The sequence below is a fragment of the Bacillus sp. FSL K6-0923 genome, assembly GCF_038630825.1.
Taxonomy (GTDB): Bacteria; Bacillota; Bacilli; order Bacillales; family Bacillaceae; genus Bacillus; species Bacillus pumilus.
In genome coordinates, this window is sequence record NZ_CP152044.1 from 395,722 (window position 1) to 414,100 (window position 18,379).

The 18,379-nt window shown below is 46.0% G+C and carries 2 protein-coding genes; both read left to right on the forward strand.

Features of this window, described 5'->3' with window-relative positions:
• Window positions 1–35 precede the first annotated feature (35 nt).
• Window positions 36–10,166: an amino acid adenylation domain-containing protein gene (locus MHI16_RS01990; protein ID WP_342498048.1), complete on the forward strand. Its 10,131-nt coding sequence runs from the start codon at window positions 36–38 to the stop codon at window positions 10,164–10,166.
• A gap of 13 nt (window positions 10,167–10,179) precedes the next feature.
• Entirely contained in the window at window positions 10,180–18,375 is an 8,196-nt protein-coding gene (locus MHI16_RS01995; protein WP_342498049.1) for an amino acid adenylation domain-containing protein, read from the forward strand.
• Window positions 18,376–18,379 lie beyond the last annotated feature (4 nt).

The following is an 18,379-nucleotide window of genomic DNA, read 5'->3' on the forward strand; positions in this document are numbered from 1 at the left end:
GCAGCCCTGCCTGACAAAAAAGGGAAGGAACTCATATGAAACCATCAACCATCAATCAATCGAATGTACATGAATCAATGGATACGATTTTACAAGATGTACAGAATACCATTTTACAAACCAACGAAATCGAACGCTTCGCTGTTTTTTCTCGTGAAAAAACCATTCGACCTCGGCCATATCACCTCTCTCATTTATTTCTAGACCATCACATGGAGCAGGAGGCCGCAGCTGAATGGATACAAACGCAAATGGCTTCACCTGTTTTAGCAGACATGCCCCCAGCCATTTCCTATGGAGGGGATATAGATGTTCGTGCAGGAGCTCAAACCTTGCAGGACGCTCTAACTGAGGCAGCCAAATCAACAAATGGGCTGACTTATATCATCAATAGTGAAAATGAGCTCACGCAATCCTACGCGCAGTTGAAGGAGGATGCCGAGCGGGTGCTGACGGGTTTAAGAGCACTAGGCCTTGAGCCGGGAGATCCTGTGTTCTTTCAATTTTCATCGAATCATGCGATGGTCACGGCTTTTTGGGCATGTGTATTAGGCGGATTTGTCCCAACACTTGTATCGGCAGCCCCGACCTATCGGGAAATGAATGCCTCAGTGAAGAAGCTTCATCACGCTTGGAACCTGCTGGAGCATCCGCTCATTCTCACGGATGATTCGCTGATTGATGAGGTGCAAGGCTTAGCTTTACTGTGGCATACAGATCAATTACGTGTTGCAGCCGTTGAACCAATGCTTACTTTAGAAAGAGATCTAGAAGCACATCCAGTCACGCCTGATGATTCCGTCTTTTTTATCTTAACGTCTGGAAGTACGGGGATGCCCAAATGCGTAGAGCATTCTCATAGAAGTGTGTTGGCGAATGTCAAAGGAACGGTTGCAGCCAATGGGTTTACACAAGAAGATGTCTCGTTAGACTGGATGCCATTAGATCATATTGGCGGCATTGTCATGTTCCATCTTGTCAATGTGTACACAGGCTGTGAGCAGATTCGGGCAAGAACAGATGACTTCATCGCTCAGCCGCTGCGCTGGCTTGACTGGATGGACCGTTATCGTGCAACGAAGACATGGGCACCTAACTTCGCATTTGCGATGATCAATGATTATGAGAAAGAAATCTCTTCAGGGTCTTGGGATCTTTCTTCCATGTCGTGCATGATCAATGGGGCAGAAGCGGTCGTACCGAAGACGATCCACCGGTTTTTACACTTGCTCGCTCCGCACGGCTTAAAAGGAGACGTCATCAGACCGGCTTTCGGCATGTCAGAAATCTCATCAGCCGTTGTCTTCTCTTTTGCGATTGAGCGGGGAGATGAAAACAGCGGGGTTCTGACCTTTGAGGAAACATCGCTGACAGAGCAGCTAAGACCAGCGGATGCACGCGACACTGGAACCGTCAGCTTTACAGAGTTGGGGAAACCGATTCCAGGTATCACGATTCGTATCGTCAACCATGAGCATGAGCTTCTTCCTGAAGATCATATTGGCAGCGTGCAAATCAAAGGGCCGACGACAATGAAGGGCTATTACAAGAATGACGAAGCGAATGAAGAGGTTTTTCAAACAGAGGGCTGGTTCCACACGGGTGATTTAGGTTTTCTGCATGAAGGAAAGCTGACATTAACTGGTAGGGAAAAAGACATGATCATCATCAACGGGAAAAATTATCACAACTATGAAATTGAAGCCATGGCAGAGGAAGTACCCGGCGTAGAAACAAGCTTTGTGGCTGCTTGCTCCGTGCGAATGGAGGCATCTGCATCCGATGAACTGATTCTCTTTTTTACACCGAAGCTGTATGAGCCTGCTTATATCATGAGGGCTAGCCAGCACATCAAAACCCATATTGCAACAAAAATGGGTCTTTCTGCACCAAGGGTTATTCCTGTCCAAAAGCATGCCTTTCCGAAAACAAGCTCTGGAAAAATAGAAAGGGCACAGCTCAAGACAAGGTGGCAGGAAGGAGAATTTGACGAAATCATTAAGGAACTGGACATCAGACTTGAAAATGAACACACCTTGCCTGATTGGAGTTATCAAAAGAAGTGGACACCCGCTCCGCTTCATAAAACTGAAAAGCAAACAGCAGGGGATACAGTGATCTTTGCGGATGCATTAGGTCTGGCAGATCAATTGAAATCCCTATCAAACAATGAACAAACCTATATTACGGTTGAACCGGGTCAAGCATTCACACAACTCACACATACTCACTTCATCATCCACCCGAATCGGCCGTCAGACTACGAACAACTCTTTGAGGCGCTCCGTTCGTATGGCGTTTCGGTGAAACAAATCATTCACCTTTGGAACTACACAAACAAGGAAGACACACTTCAAGCAGCAATGGCGAAGGAAGCGCAGAAAATTGGCAGCATGAGTGCATTATATACAACAAAAGCGATTGCCGCCTATGAGGAACCTGTAGAGATCACTTTTGTCTCCGCTCATGCGATGAATCTGCCAGAAGATCAAACACATCATGTGGAAAAAGCAACGACAGCAGGATTGATGACAGCTGTACAGCATGAGTGGCCGTTTCTCAAGGTGCGGTGTCTTGATTTTTCTCTGACAGAATCGGCTGACCGTTCCCATGCATCAGCGATCATGACAGAGCTTACACAGGACACAAGCTGTCATATTGCTGCTTACCGCGAAGGTGTTCGTTATATTCCTCTTTTAACGCCGATTCATCTAGAAAGAGAGCAAAAGAGGAAGACACCACCATTTGAATCAACCGGGCTTTACGTGATGACAGGCGGGCTTGGCGGAATAGGACGGATGCTAAGTGAACATCTTCTGACGTCCTATCAAGCGCATCTTGTTCTGCTTGGAAGAAAGGCACGAGTAGCTTTATCTGTGGAGCAGCAAGACGTATTGACCTCACTTGAGAAACAAGCGGAAAAACGCGGCGGCACTGTTCATTATGAAGAAGTGGACTTGACGGATGCAAAAGCCCTTGAAGCCCTTATCTCAAGACAAGAGGTGGCCCATGGAAAAAGGCTGCATGGCGTGATTCATTTCGCTGGCATCATTCAAGAAGAGCTGCTTGCTGACATGACGTCTGTGTCCTTACATGCGATGTACGAAGCAAAGGTATATGGCACGATTGCGCTTCATGAAGCGGCTTCTAAACGGAAGAACGTCTTATTTATTTCCAGCTCATCAGCACGAACATTGAAGGGCGGGATGACCGTAGGCGCTTACTCTGCTGCCAATGAGTTCGTTGAACAATTTGCTCATTATCAGAGGCTGACATCGTCCGTGAAGCCATACTGCTTTAGCTTTAGCATGTGGGATGAGATTGGCATGAGCGAGGGTTCGATGATCAAAGGTATGTTAAAAGAAAGAGGCTATCTTCCGATTCCGAAGCGGGCGGGCTTCCAGACGATGCTGGCATGTTTAATGACAGATGCACCTCTCATTTATATGGGATTAGATCGGTCGAAGCAGGACATTCAAGAGATGCTTTATGCGGAGAGCCGAACAGAGAAAGCTGTGTATGTCTTTTACAAAACCGACAAAACAAAAGCCATTGAAGAACGGCTGTATCAGTCCATTTATACATGTTTGCAGACTCATCTATCTGGTGAATATTCCGTCCATCTATTTCCTGAGGAATACTGGAAAGAATCAGAGGATGGCATGCCGGATGAAGCGTATTTCAAAGCATTCATTGAGGAAAGCGGACAGGATGCAGAAGACAGAGCGCCTCAAACGGAGACGGAGAAACTTTTGGCAAGCATTTGGTCCGAACTCCTTGAAGTCTCAAATGTCAGCTGTGGTGATCATTTCTTTCTACTCGGAGGTCATTCGCTCAAGGCAACGCAAATGCTGTCAGCGGTGAGACAAAGAATGGGATTTGATGTGCCGCTCGCTGTTCTTTTCGAGCATACGAGACTTGGGGAATTAGCGGCATGGATCGATTCACATGCAAAAGTGGATGAAGCGGTACAGGTACGGAAAATGGCCAAGGGCCAGGAGATTCCGATGTCCTATGCCCAGCAAAGACAGTGGTTTCTCTATCAATTACAGCCTGATCTGCCATTTTACAATAATACAATTTCCTTTCGGGTAAATGGATCTTTAGATGTGAAGGTACTTCAGCGCAGTCTTCAGCAAATGGTGCAAAGGCATGAGTCGCTTAGAACGTCCTTTACTATGAACGGCGATGAACCGGTGCAGATGATCCATGAGCATATAATCCTTCCAGAGCTTGAAGTGGTGGATCTATCAGATTTGACGTCGCAGGAAGAAAAAGAACAAAAAGCGGCTGAATGGGCAAAAAGAGAGGCAAGCACACCTTTCCGCTTAGAGCATGATCCGCTCTTTCGTGTAAAACTCATTCGGCTGTCGGAAAGAGATCATTTGCTGCTGATGTCCATTCACCACATTGTGTCAGATGGCTGGTCGGTTGGGATTGCCGCAAGAGAGCTGTCTGAATGGTATACAGCAATGATCGACAGGCGGGAGCCTAATCTATCGCCGCTGCCGATTCAATATGCGGATTACGCCCTATGGCAGAAGGAGTATTTGACTGGAGAGACGCTGGAGAAGCAGCTTTCCTATTGGAAGGAGCAATTTGCAGTCCCTGTAGAAGATTTGGTTTTGCCGTATGACTACCCGCGGCCAGCTGTTCAATCCTACAAAGGAAAAACGAAAAAATACCACCTGTCGAAGTCGCTGTCCGATCAGCTGGCTGAGCTTTCTAAAAAAACTGACAGTACCCTTTATATGACGCTGCTGACCGCCTTTTCAACACTGCTGCACCGTTTGTCTTCACAGGATGAGTTTGTGATTGGGTCAGTCATTGCTGGGAGAAATCGGACGGAGATGGAACAACTCATCGGCTTTTTCGTCAATACGCTGGCACTTCGGATCGATCATAGCGGGAATCCTGCTTTCACTGATCTATTAGAACGGGTGAAAGAAACAACAATGGGCGCCTATGCGCATCAGGATGTGCCGTTTGAGATGGTCGTAGATGAGCTGAATATTGTACGTGAGGCTGGCAAACAGCCGCTGTTTCAGGTCATGTTCGTTTTGCAAAATCTGCCGCTTGAGGCTTCTCCGATGGGGGAGGCGACATCTGTTTTAGCTATTGAAGATAACGATACCGCCAAATTCGATCTATCTCTGTTTGTCTTTGAAGGAGCGGAGGGTCTTCAATTAAAACTGGAGTATGATGTGGACTTATTTTCTGACGAAACGATGGACCGGTTCCTTCGGTACTACGAGCAGCTGCTTGGGCGTATTTGTGAAAATCCAGCACAGCCGATCAAACAAATGAATTACCTGCCAGAAAAAGAGAAGCATCAGCTGCTCTATGAATGGAGCGGCAAAATGGATCAGCCGGCAGGCCCGCTTCTCATTACGGAGCGGTTTGAAGCGCAAGTGAGAAAGTCACCTGATGCCATCGCTCTCGAATTCGGGGAAGAGCAGTGGACGTATCATGTGTTACAAGAGAAAGTCGACCGGCTGGCGGCTTCTCTTCAGCAGCGAGGTGTGACGCCGCATGAACCAGTAGGACTGCTCATGGACAGGTCGCCTGAAATGATTCTTGGGGTGCTGGCGATTGTGAAAGCAGGAGGCGCCTATGTGCCGATTGATCCTGAATATCCAGATGCACGCATTGATTTTATGCTGAGAGATACAGGTATTCAGCTGTTACTGACAAAAAATGAATGGCTGAAAAAGGTGTCCATCAGTCAAACCGAACTCATTTGTCTTGATGAAGGATATGAAGAATTTTTATCAGAAGCAGAACTTATACCTGCTGCCCTAAAACCTGATGGACTCGCTTATATCAATTACACTTCAGGGTCAACTGGACAGCCAAAAGGGGTTTTGATTCCGCATCAAGCAGTCATCCGGCTTGTCTGTGAAACAGACTATGTCACTTTTGATGAACATACGCGCATTTTACAAATGGCCAGCTTCTCCTTTGATGCCTTTACGTATGAAATATGGGGAGCTCTTCTAAACGGGGGAAGGCTGATTCTTACCGATCGAAATACAGTTTTATCAATGGATACACTGGCTGACACGCTGACGTCATACAAGATCACAACAGGATTTCTGACAGTGCCGCTGTTCAACCGATTGACGGAGGAACATCCAGAAGCTTTATCTGGATTCGATGCATTGTTGGTCGGTGGTGATGCGCTATCAGCAGCTCATATTCGCAAGGCACTGCCATATTTACCTGAAGGTCTTTTAAACGGCTATGGACCAACTGAAAATACGACGTTCTCTTGTGTGTATCACATTTGCTCATTAGACGAAGAGCAGACGACCGTCCCTATCGGTCAGCCAATTGCTTATTCACAAGCCTATGTATTAGACGACCAGCTGCAGCCGGTTCCACAAGGTGTCATTGGAGAGATTTATGTTGGCGGAACAGGGCTGGCACTAGGTTATCTTGGAGATGAAGAAAAAACATCGCAATCATTTATCCCGCATCCTTTCCATAAAGGAGAGCGTTTATATAAAACAGGTGATATGGGCCGCTGGCTCCCAAATGGCATCATCGACTGCCTTGGAAGAATCGATCATCAAGTGAAAATACGCGGACATCGCGTCGAATGCGGCGAAATTGAAGCCGCTATGCTGAGTGTTGAAGACATCATAGAATGTGCGGTCATTCCGCATCAGCATGAGAGTGGTCATAAGCGCCTCATCGGTTACTTTGTCCAAAAAGGTGCATGGACCCAACAAGACCTTCGCCGCAAGTTAAAAGATCGACTGCCAGATTATATGGTACCGAGCCTATTCATAGAGCTCGAGGAACTGCCGCTCACGCCAAACGGCAAGGTAGATCAAAAGCGTCTCCCGCCGCCAGTGTGGAGACAGGAAGAAGCAGACAAACCAGCAGATCAGGCACTCAGTGAGGAAGAACAAGTACTTGAAAAGGTGTGGACTCAGCTTCTGGGCACTCCTTCAATCGGTGTTCATGATAACTACTTTGAGCTTGGCGGAGATTCTATTATTGTCATACAAATGGTGGCACGCCTAGCACAGGAAGGCTTCATCATACAGCCGAGAGATGTATTTGAAAAACAGACCATTTCACAGCTGGCACGCGCGATGAAAAGAGCAGATGTATCTGTGTCTTATGATCAATCACCTGTTACAGGAGATGTACGTCTGCTTCCAATCCAATCTTGGTTCCTTGAGCAATCGATGACAAACCAAGATTATTGGAATCTATCAGCTCATATTGAATTCAAGCAATCTATACAACCCGAATTGTTAACACAAGTTCTTTCAAAACTTGTCGATCATCACGATATGCTGAGAGCCATTTATACAAAAGCAGCAGACGTCACATGGATTCAAACCATTCGTGCGCCCGGCATCATCCCTTGTGTCACAATCTTTGATTTGACGGATGTGTCTCACGAGGAAGCGATAGAGCAAATCCGCATGGAGACAAGTGCTTGTCAAGGAACACTGTCATTAGAGAGAGGAGAATTGATCAAATTTAATCTTTTTCAGACAAGTGATCGCACGTCTGAACTCTTCATCGCAGCCCACCATCTTGTGATGGATGGAATTTCGTGGCGCATCATACAGGAAGATATCTTAAACGGGTTGAAGCAGGCTGCGGCAGGGCAGGAGATCACGCTTGCTAAGAAAACCGCTTCCTATCAACAGTGGGCAGAGGCACTCTATGAATATGCACAAACTGATCAATTACAAGAGCAGGTTCCTTTTTGGCAAAAAATCATCGATCAAGAGGAAGAAGGTTCTCCTTTTCAAACACCTGCGCTTTTCAATATAGAAGAACATGCAGAGATCCTGACTGTTCAACTGACGAAGGATCAAACAGACATTTTACTAAGGCACGCATCACAAGCGTACCGAACAGAAGTGAACGATTTACTCTTATCTGGACTTGCGCAAGCTGTTGGAAAGTCATTACTGATCACGTTAGAAGGGCACGGACGCGAAGATTTATTTGAACAGATGGATTTGTCACGGACAGTCGGCTGGTTTACAAGCTCTTATCCTATTTTTATTCCTTTTATTCAAACCGATGTTGAGAGGCAAATCAAAGATGTCAAAGAAACCTTAAGAGCTGTGCCGCAAAAGGGGATCGGCTATGGCTTACTCCAATACATGACAGCAGCGCGTTTACTTAAAACGGCAGCGCCGCAGGTGAGCTTTAATTACCTTGGACAGTTAGATCAAATAGACGGTGAGGCAAATCTGTATATAGCAGATGAACGAAATGGGCATGTACATGATCCAAAAGCAGAAAGACAGCATTTGATCGATGTGTACGGATACGTTGTCAATGGGCAGCTTCAGATGAATTTTATGATCAATCGTGAACTGCTTCAGGAGGAAGAGGTGCGTCAATTACCTGACCGATTTAAAGAAAAAATGGAGGATATTCTGACGCATTGTGTAGAGACAAAAGGCGGCTTTACGCCATCTGATTTTCCAATGGTCCAGATGACGCAAGAGCAAATAGATGAGCTCCCAGACAATGTGGTAGATGTGTATCCACTGTCTCCAATGCAGCAAGGGATGCTGTTTCATGCACTGTTAGATCAAGCGTCACAGGCGTATTTTGGTCAGGTGCATATGACGCTCGAAGGTTTAACGGACGGTGAAGCCTATGAAAAAGCATGGAATCTACTTGTAGAACGTCATTCGATTTTACGGACAAGATTTGCTTGGGAGGGGCTAAAGGAGCCTGTCCAATTGATTCAATCAGAAGGAAGCATTCACCTCACTCAGCACGATGTGCGCCGCCTGAGTGAAATGGATCAGAAGAAAACCATTGAGCAGTATTTACAAACCGATCGTTCAAAGGATTTCGAATTAGGAGATGCGGCTGAACCGCTCATTCGTATCGCTCTATTCCATCGTGATGAGAAAACTTGCACGTTTGTTTTTAGCTTTCATCATATTTTAATTGATGGCTGGAGCCTGTTCGGCTTGATTGAGGAATCCTTTTCAATATATCGCTCGCTTGTGGATGAACGAGAGATGAACCTACCTGCTGTGCGTCCATATAAAGATTTTATTGAGTGGCTGCAAAAGCAGGATCAAAAGAAGGCGCAAGCGTTCTGGAAACATTACATGTCAGGAGTAGAGGAAGCCACACCACTACCAGGAGACGGAGAGCAAGCTTCGGAAAAAGGAGCAGGTATTGATCAAATTAGTATCAAACTGACACCTGACATGCAGCAGAAGCTGGAGAAAATGACAGGGAGACAGAAGGTCACGATGAGCACACTGATTCAGGCGGCGTGGGGTCTGCTCTTGCACCTTCATTCAGGCTCAGAGGATGTTGTGTTCGGTGTCACAGTATCTGGCCGGCCGGCGGACTTACCAGAGGTTGAAAGCATGACAGGTCTCTTTATTAACACCTTGCCGCTCCGTTTGCCGATCACACGAGATAAGACCATTGCCGAGCTGCTGACAGAGACGCAGGAAACAGTTTTTCACATGAGAGAATTCGAGTATACCGTACTGCCAGATATTCAGCAGATGACCCAAATTCCGAATGGAGAATCATTGTTTAACAGCATTGTCGTGTTTGAAAACTATCCGATTGAATCTGTAGAACCATATGGTGTACGGATCTTAGACATAGCCAGTCATGAAGAAACAAACTATGACCTGACCCTTGTGGCTGTCCCGGGAGATACGCTGGAGCTTCGGGTCACATACCGCTTCAATCAATATACAGAAAAACAAATACAATCACTGATGAAGCAGCTGGTCCATACACTTGAAGCCATGACAGAACAAGTGGAGACACCACTCTCGTCCTTCACGATCGTGACAAATGAAGAAAAAGAGCGGATGATCACCGATTGGGCGAAAAATGCACAAGTCAGCGTGCTGTATCCAGATCAAGAAGAGGTCTACTCAGGTGTGCATGATCCTTCGTGTGAGACAGAAATCTATGTCCTGAGCGAAGAGCATCAGCTCATGCCAGTAGGATTTCCTGGAGATATTTTTATCGGTGCAGAGGGTATCAAGGCACTTTGCGGAGAGCTTGCCGATTGGATGGAGACGAATAAAATTCCGCATCCATTCAAACATCAAACAGGCGAATACCTCTATCCGACAGGGGATGTCGGCGTTTGGACTGAAAAAAACAAGATTCAGATTTTGGATTGGGTGTAGGAGGAGAAGAACGATGTTAATGAGTAGAAGGAAAGGCCATGCAGCAAATCATATCGTCAGAATCAACGGAAAACGAATCGATCTCAAAGCATTAGAACAGGTCATGATGCTTCATTTTCCGCTAAAGGAATGTGCATTCATCCCGAAGAAAAATGAAGAAGGCAGCCTCTCGCTTGTGTTATTTGCACAGGCGAAGGACCCTTCGCTGACAAGAGAGGATCTGATGACAGGCGTGCTTCACCCTGATGAAGTGCCAGCCGCTCTCGTCTTATTGCCTTCCTTGCCAAGGGCAGAAAGTGGAGCAGTCGATACAGAAGCGCTGCTTTCAATCGACATCATGGATGAAGAGAGTTTGAGAAAGATAGAAGAACGGACGAAAGCCATAGATGGAGTGGATGAAGCGGCCACTCTCATTGAAAGTCAGACAGAAAAACAAACGCCTTATCACCTAGATGATCTATTTCCTAATCGGCAGCGTGCGCAAGGGAACGTATCGATCTCGAAGGATGAAGAGGGCGAAATAGTGCAAGCATCTGCCCATGAAAAGCCGCCCGCACTAGTGTATGGCGGGGATGTCATCAAAAAACCAGGTACACCTGTCACATTGACAGAGGTGTTGATTCGATCAGCCTTTATGTCACCTGACCGCGGGGTGACCTATATCAAAGAAGGCGGGCACACGTTGACCCAAACCTATCCTGAGTTACTCACAAACGCAGAACGGATTCTGTCTGGTTTAAGGAAAGCAGGGCTGACAAACGGCGATCAAGTGTTACTTCAATTGAAAGATCACCAAGATTTCATCACTGTGTTTTGGGGCTGTATTCTCGGTGGCATCATTCCGACCCCAGTCTCTGTACCGCCTGTTTATGATGAAACGAATCAAGCTGTGAACAAGCTGAAAGGTGTGTTCCAGCTTCAAAATGAACCTTTCATTATTACGAATGAAGCAAGTGCTGAGGACATTGCTGGGCTGCGTGAGGCATTTGAAGCAAAAGACATGCCTATTTTAACAATCGAAACATTGCTCTCGTGTGAGCCGGATGAACAGCATTATGAGCCAGAGCCAGATGAGCCTGTGCTTCAGTTGCTCTCTTCAGGAAGTACGGGTGTGCCAAAGTGTATCCGTCACAACCATCAAAGTATTTTATCTAGAATCATCTCCTTTGAGCAGACAAATGGCTTTACGCATGAGGATGTGTCGCTTAACTGGATGCCGCTTGATCATGTAGGAGGCATTGTCATGTTTCATGTGCATGACGTCTACTTTGGCTGCCAGCAGATTAGTCCATCCATTGATCAATTTATCGAACGGCCGATGGTGTGGCTAGATTGGGTAGAAACATACGGCGTCACAAGGACATGGGCACCGAATTTTGCTTTTGCGATGATGAATGAATATGAGGACGACATCCGCAAGGGGAGATGGGATCTCTCTACACTGACTTATATCATGAATGCAGCTGAAGCAGTTGTACCAAAAGTGACGCAGCGCTTCATGCATATGATGGGTCAGCACGGATTAAGCCGCCATGCGATGGTGCCGGCGTATGGCATGTCTGAAACATCTTCAGCCATTGTTCAATCAAAGAAATTCATGCGGTATGATGATCAGGATGGACAGCTGACGATTGATCAGACTTCGTTAACAGGTGAGATCCAATACGTGGCAGAAGATCATCCGCACAAAATGACATTTACAGAAGTCGGCGCACCGATTCCGTCTGTATGGATTCGGATTGTAGACGAGCATCATCATGTGCTGCCAGAAGATCAGGTCGGGCGCTTGCAGGTGAAGAGTCCGACGATTATGATGGGCTATCATCAAAATGAGGAAGCCAATCAAGAGGTATTTGCGGAAAATGGCTGGTTTCACACGGGAGATTTAGGGTTTATTCACGAAGGGCGTCTTGTTCTGACAGGTCGAGAAAAGGACATCATCGTCATCAACGGAGCCAACTATTTGAATTACGAAATTGAAGCAGTTGTGGAAGAGGTGGACGGGGTAGAAGTCACCTTTGCCGCTGCGTACGGCATTTACAATCCTGAATCAAGCAACGACACACTTGCCGTCTTCTTTGTCACACAAAAGGATTCGCTAGAGGAACAAATCACGATGATTCAGCAGATTAGAGCAGCCATCATTCGTAAAATTGGCATAGAGCCTGATCACATCATTCCAGTGGAAAAGAACCAATTTCCGAAAACAGAAAGTGGAAAGATCCAACGTGCTCAGTTAGGTGCGGCGCTAAAAGAAGGGGTATTCCGTGACATTGAAAGGGCACTGGACCTTGCTTCTGAAAATGAACAAACACTGCCAGATTGGTTTTTCAAACGCACTTGGGCAAAGGAGCAAATTGGTCCGTATCAGCCTGCTGCTGATCATGTACTCGTTTTCGAGGATGAAAAAGGGCTTTACCAATCACTTTACGCCCAATTGGAACAAAGAAATCAACCCTATGTTTCTGTGAAAAAAGGACATGAATTTTTGCGTCTGTCCAAAGGGATGTACCAGATGAACCCGAGAATCAAGGGGGATTATGTCAGGCTCGTTGCAGCACTTGAAGCAGATGAATTAAAGACAGGGTGTATACTCCACCTGTGGAATGTGACAGACAAAGAAGCCATCGTTGAGCCTGCGCAGTTCACAGAAGTGCATGCGAGGTCCAATCAATCTATTTTGTACTTGTATCAAGCATGGAGGCAAGAAAACAAAGAGTCAGTCCGGCTTGTTGTGGTGACAAAGGGTGGTCAATTTGTAAGCCCTGATGACGATCTTCATGTGGAGAAAACATCGCTCGTTGGTTTGTTAAAAACCATCCCGCAAGAATGGGAAGGAGCAGAGGTGTCCCATATAGATATTGAAGCGGAGCAAGTGGAACAGGATGCAAAGAACATTGCTGATGAGTTGTCGGCGATTCATATAAAAGCAGAGGTAGCATACCGAAAAAGGCACAGGCTTGTACCAAAGCTGGAAAAAGTCGATATGATGCAAGCACCTCAAACAGAAGGATTTTTAGAATATGAAGGACTTTATTTGCTGACTGGAGGACTTGGCGGTATTGGATTTGAACTGTCTAAGCAGATGCTTCAATTTGGCCTAAAGCTTGTATTGATTGGAAGGACTTCTCTGGAAGCCAACATTGAAAAGAAAGAAGCGTTCTCACAGCTAAAAGACCTCGGTGATGTCATCTATGTACAAGCAGATGTGACCGATTTAACTGACGTCGAGCAGGCGATTTACAAAGCAGAAAAACATTTTGGTCAATCCATCAGGGGCGTGCTGCATTTAGCTGGAGCGGGCAATGTGTCTGAGCATTTTCAGCAAACGGATAAGTATACATTGGCGCATACGTCAGAAGAGGATTTTACGAAGGAACTGTCAGGGAAAGTAGACGGAGCGTTTGTCCTACAGGAAGCCTTCAAGCATGACCCGGCAGTACCACTCGTCTTTTTTGGATCAGTGAATGGCTTTTTTGGCGGCACAACATTCGGGGCTTACTCTGCGGCCAACAGCTTTTTAGATGGGCTTGCGCACACGCTCACCTTTCAAGAAGGAAGACGGGCGATCTCTTTGAACTTCAGCATGTGGGATAATCTTGGTTTGTCAAAGGGACATACCGGCGCAGCCCTTACCGTCCGCAAGGGATTTCAATTGATTGGAAAGAAGCAAGGTCTCCATTCATTCTGTCTAGGTGCTCGGCTGAATGAAGCGCATCTATTTATCGGCCTAGACGGAGCCAACCCAGAAATCGCAGCGTATCTTCAGCCAGCGCCAATACCGACTTTTGAGAAAAAGCTTTTTTACACAGTTCAGCCTGGCAAAGAGGTGCATGTTGAAAAAATCGCAGGTGGAACAAAAGGTGACTGGGATATTCAGCAAGTACAAGAAATACCAAAAAAACTAGATGGCACTATTGATCATGAAGCCCTTAAGCTGAATCATCACAAAAATGGACAACCTCTCGAAAAACAATTGCCAGAAACGACAACAGAGCAATTGCTTGCTGCCATATGGGAGGACATTTTAGACGTTGATCGTGTGTACAAAGAGGATCAATTCTTTGACCTTGGCGGACATTCATTAAAGGCGACTCAAACCATTTCACGGATCAATCATGAGTTTTCAATCAAGGCGCCTTTAAAAATATTATTTGAAAGCAAGCATTTGGCACATTTGGCGCAAATGGTGGATGACATCAAAGAGGCACCGGCTGTTCAGGAAGCCAATATTCCAAAGCTGAAAAAGCGAACAAGCTATGAGCTGTCACATGCTCAGAAGCGTATTTGGTTCTTATCCACATTAGAAAAGAGCCATCATTACAATATATTAGGTGCTTGGAAGCTGACAGGACAATTGCACATTCAAGCGTTAACAAAAGCGATCGCTCTCTTAACGAAACGTCATGAAGCACTGCGTGCAACTTTTCAATCGCTTGGCGGCAAGCCGGTTCAACTGATACGTGAAGACCTTCCGCCATCCGTCACAGTTGCGAACTTCTCATTATTTAATGAAAAAACAAGAACGAGAAGACTCAAGCAGCTTATTCAGCAAGAAGCGAATCGCATTTATGATTTAGAAAGAGGGCCTCTTGCGCAGTGGACGATTGTAGATATGGGCAATGAAGAATTTTATCTTCTTTGCGCGCAGCACCATATCATTTCAGATGCATGGTCGCTCAGCCTGCTCATTCAGGAATTAGAAGCGGCATATGATGGGCTTCTTGCAGATGAATCGCCGCAGCTCCCAGCGCTGGAAATCGAATGGACAGATTATGTCCATTGGGAAAATGAGCAGGTAACGCATCATCAAGCAGACCAAGCCTATTGGCTCGATCATTTACAAGGTGATCTTCCGGTGTTAGAGCTGCCGTTTGATCGTCCTCGTCCGCCAGTTCAAACATTTAACGGCGCTACAGAGCAAATCGTTTTGGAAGATACGCTTATCCGTCGTTTGCAGGCTTTGTCCAAGCAGCAGGGCACAACGCTGTTTATGACGATGCTGTCGGCGTACTACGTCCTGCTTCACAAGCTGTCTGGACAGACAGATATCATCATTGGCTCACCGATCGCAGGGCGGGATGCCAAGCAATCAGAGAAGCTTGTTGGAATGTTTGTGAATACACTCGCGCTGAGACAGGATATCTCCACATCAGCTACGTTTGCTGATGTCATGGAAAACGTGAAAGAGATGACATTAAAAGCATTTGAGCATCAGCGTTATCCATTTGATAAGCTTGTCGATGATCTTTCGTTAGATAGAGATTTAAGTCGATCACCTATTTTCCAAGTGGCCATGGGGTATGTAACAGATTCTCTCCATGTCAATCTCAAAGGGCTGACAAGTGAACATGTGATGGTTCATCATACAGTGTCTAAATTTGATCTCACCTTGCATGTATTTGAACACGGAGATCAGCTGTCCATCTATGTTGAATACAATACAGATTTATTTGATCAAGAGACCATTCATCGGTATATGAATTATTATCTTCATCTGCTAGATGGTATGACGGCTCAGCCTGAACGTACATTTTCTGATTATTGCTTAATGGATAAAGCGGAACAGGCTGCGATGATTATTGGGAAAAACCAAACGGCTACGCCATATCCAAAACGGACCATTCAAGAGCTGTTTGAAGAACAGGTGCAGCGTGATCCGCACCGCATTGCCTTGTCTTATTTGGAAGAGCACATGACGTATCAAGAGCTGGATGAGAAGGCAACACAGCTTGCTGCTTACTTGCAGTCAAAAGGAGTTGGACCGGGTTCACTTGTACCGATGCTTTTTGATCGTTCCTTTGACATGATTGTCTCAGTGCTAGGTATCGTCAAATCTGGTGCTGCATATGTTCCGATGTCACCAGAATATCCAGATGCGCGAATCCGCCTCATTGTTCGCGATACGCAAAGTGATGTGATCATCACTCAGTCTCATTTAATAGAGCGTCTAGTAGACTTTACAGGTACAAAGATTGACATGGACAAGCCATTACCAGAAACAGATGCAGTGTATCAAAGAGAACAATCAATCATTGGAGAAGACCAGTTAGCCTATGTCAACTACACATCAGGTTCAACAGGTACACCAAAAGGCGTCATGCTCCCCCATGCAGGAGTTGTCCGTCTGGTGAGAGAAACAAATTATATGAAACTAGGTCCAGATGATAAGATGCTTCAGCTCTCAAACTATGCTTTTGATGCCTTTACATTTGAGTTATGGGGCATGCTGCTGAATGGCGGTCAGCTCATTCTAATTCCGAAATATGCCGCACTGAATATGGATGAATTATCACGGCTGATCAAAGCATATCAAGTGACAGCCAACTGTCTGCCAACCGCTTTATTCAATCGGCTGGTAGAGCACGATCCAAAAAGTGTAGCAGGCTACCGCATATTACTCGTTGGCGGAGAAGCGATGTCCAGCGAGCATGCACGAAAGGCACTGCCGCATATGGAGGGTGTACTCATCAATGCTTACGGTCCTACAGAAAACACGACCCTAGCCACAACACATCAAGTCACGCACATGCCAGAGGAAGCAAGGTCAGTTCCAATTGGTGTCCCAGTATCGAATTCAACTGTCGTCATACTAGATGATGCGCTCAATCCAGTGCCAGCAGGCGTCAAAGGAGAAATTTACATCGGCGGCACAGGGCTGGCAAAAGGCTACCTTCATGATCCAGAGCGGACGCAGGAACGGTTTATAGACAATCCATTCCCTGAACTAGGGGGAGACAGGCTGTATCGTTCAGGTGATCTTGGTACATGGCGTTCAGATGGCACCATTGAATATCTCGGCCGAAAAGACAACCTCGTGAAAATTAGAGGCTACCGGATTGAATGTGGAGAAATAGAGACAGCTCTCCTCAAACATCCACAAGTAAAAGAATGTACAGTCATCGCCAAAACGTATGGCAGCTCAAAACGGCTGGCGGCCTATCTTGTCACAGACGGAGAGAATCCTGATCCAGGGTGGAAAGCATTTTTACAGGAAAGCCTGCCAGGCTACATGATTCCAAGTTACTTTATTGTAATGGACGAAATGCCAGTCACAACAAACGGAAAGGTTGATCAAAAAGCACTGCCAGAGCCGACAGAAACGATCTCTCATTCTCATGGAGATGACAAACCAGTCACTGAAACGCAGGAACAAATTGTCACATCTTTCAAGGACGTACTTGGTGTTAAACAAGTAGGCATACATGACTCATTCTTTGATTTAGGCGGCGATTCAATTATGAGTATCCAAGCCGTAGCCAAATTAAAAGAAAAGGGGATTCGGGTTGATCCAAAATGGATTTTCATGCATCCAGCACCGGCTCAGCTAGCCGCACATGTGGACGCAATGCCAGAGGACGGGGAGCACGCCGAAAGGTCTCCAAAGGACTATGTGATTGAGCTGAAAAAAGGCGATCCAGCCGAGCCGAGGATTTTCTTTGCACCGCCTGCCGGTGGAACGGTGATGGGCTATATTGATGTGGCTAAGCTGATGACACATCAAGGTGCTGTGTACGCCTTGCAGTCTCCTGGCTTATATGAGGATGAAGAACCGCAATTCCTTCATTACACAGAGCTTGTGTCTATATTTGTTGAAGCCATTGAGACCTTCTATCGACCTGGTGTTGACTATCTAGCAGGGCATTCAATGGGCGGGCACCTTGCCTACGGAATGAATCAGCGGCTCTGCCATGCAGGAAAAGCGCCGAAAGGACTCATCATTTTAGATACGGTCCCGGTGTTAAGAGATGAGGCTGATCAGGCGCTTCATGCGGATATGAACGAAGAAGAAGTAAAAATGCTTGCACTTGTCCTTGGAATGGGAAATCTCGTCGGTATCCAGCCAGAAGCATTACAAGGGCTGAGCTTCCAAGAAGTGAAGCAAAGAATACTCAAAGAGGCAGAAAAGGATGAAGTGGTTCATCAATTTATGAATGATCAGTATTTAGATAAATATTTGCAAATGCAAACGCATAATACGATCATGTCACAAGCCATTGAATTAGAAAAAGAACCATTCGATGTGCCGTTTTATATTGTACAAAGCAGTGATCACGCCATTGATTTCCAGAAGAAGTTCTCAGATTGGGAGGCTTATACGAAAGGATCGTGCTCGTATTATCACATCAAAGGAGACCATGTCACCATGATGAAAAGGCCGCAGGCGGATGAACTGGCACGAATTCTTCAAACGATGATAAAGGGGTAAGAAC

Coding starts and splice junctions, on each gene's coding strand:
- MHI16_RS01990 (WP_342498048.1), top strand. CDS start 36: ATGAAACCATCAACCATCAATCAATCGAATGTACATGAATCAATGGAT.
- MHI16_RS01995 (WP_342498049.1), top strand. CDS start 10,180: ATGTTAATGAGTAGAAGGAAAGGCCATGCAGCAAATCATATCGTCAGA.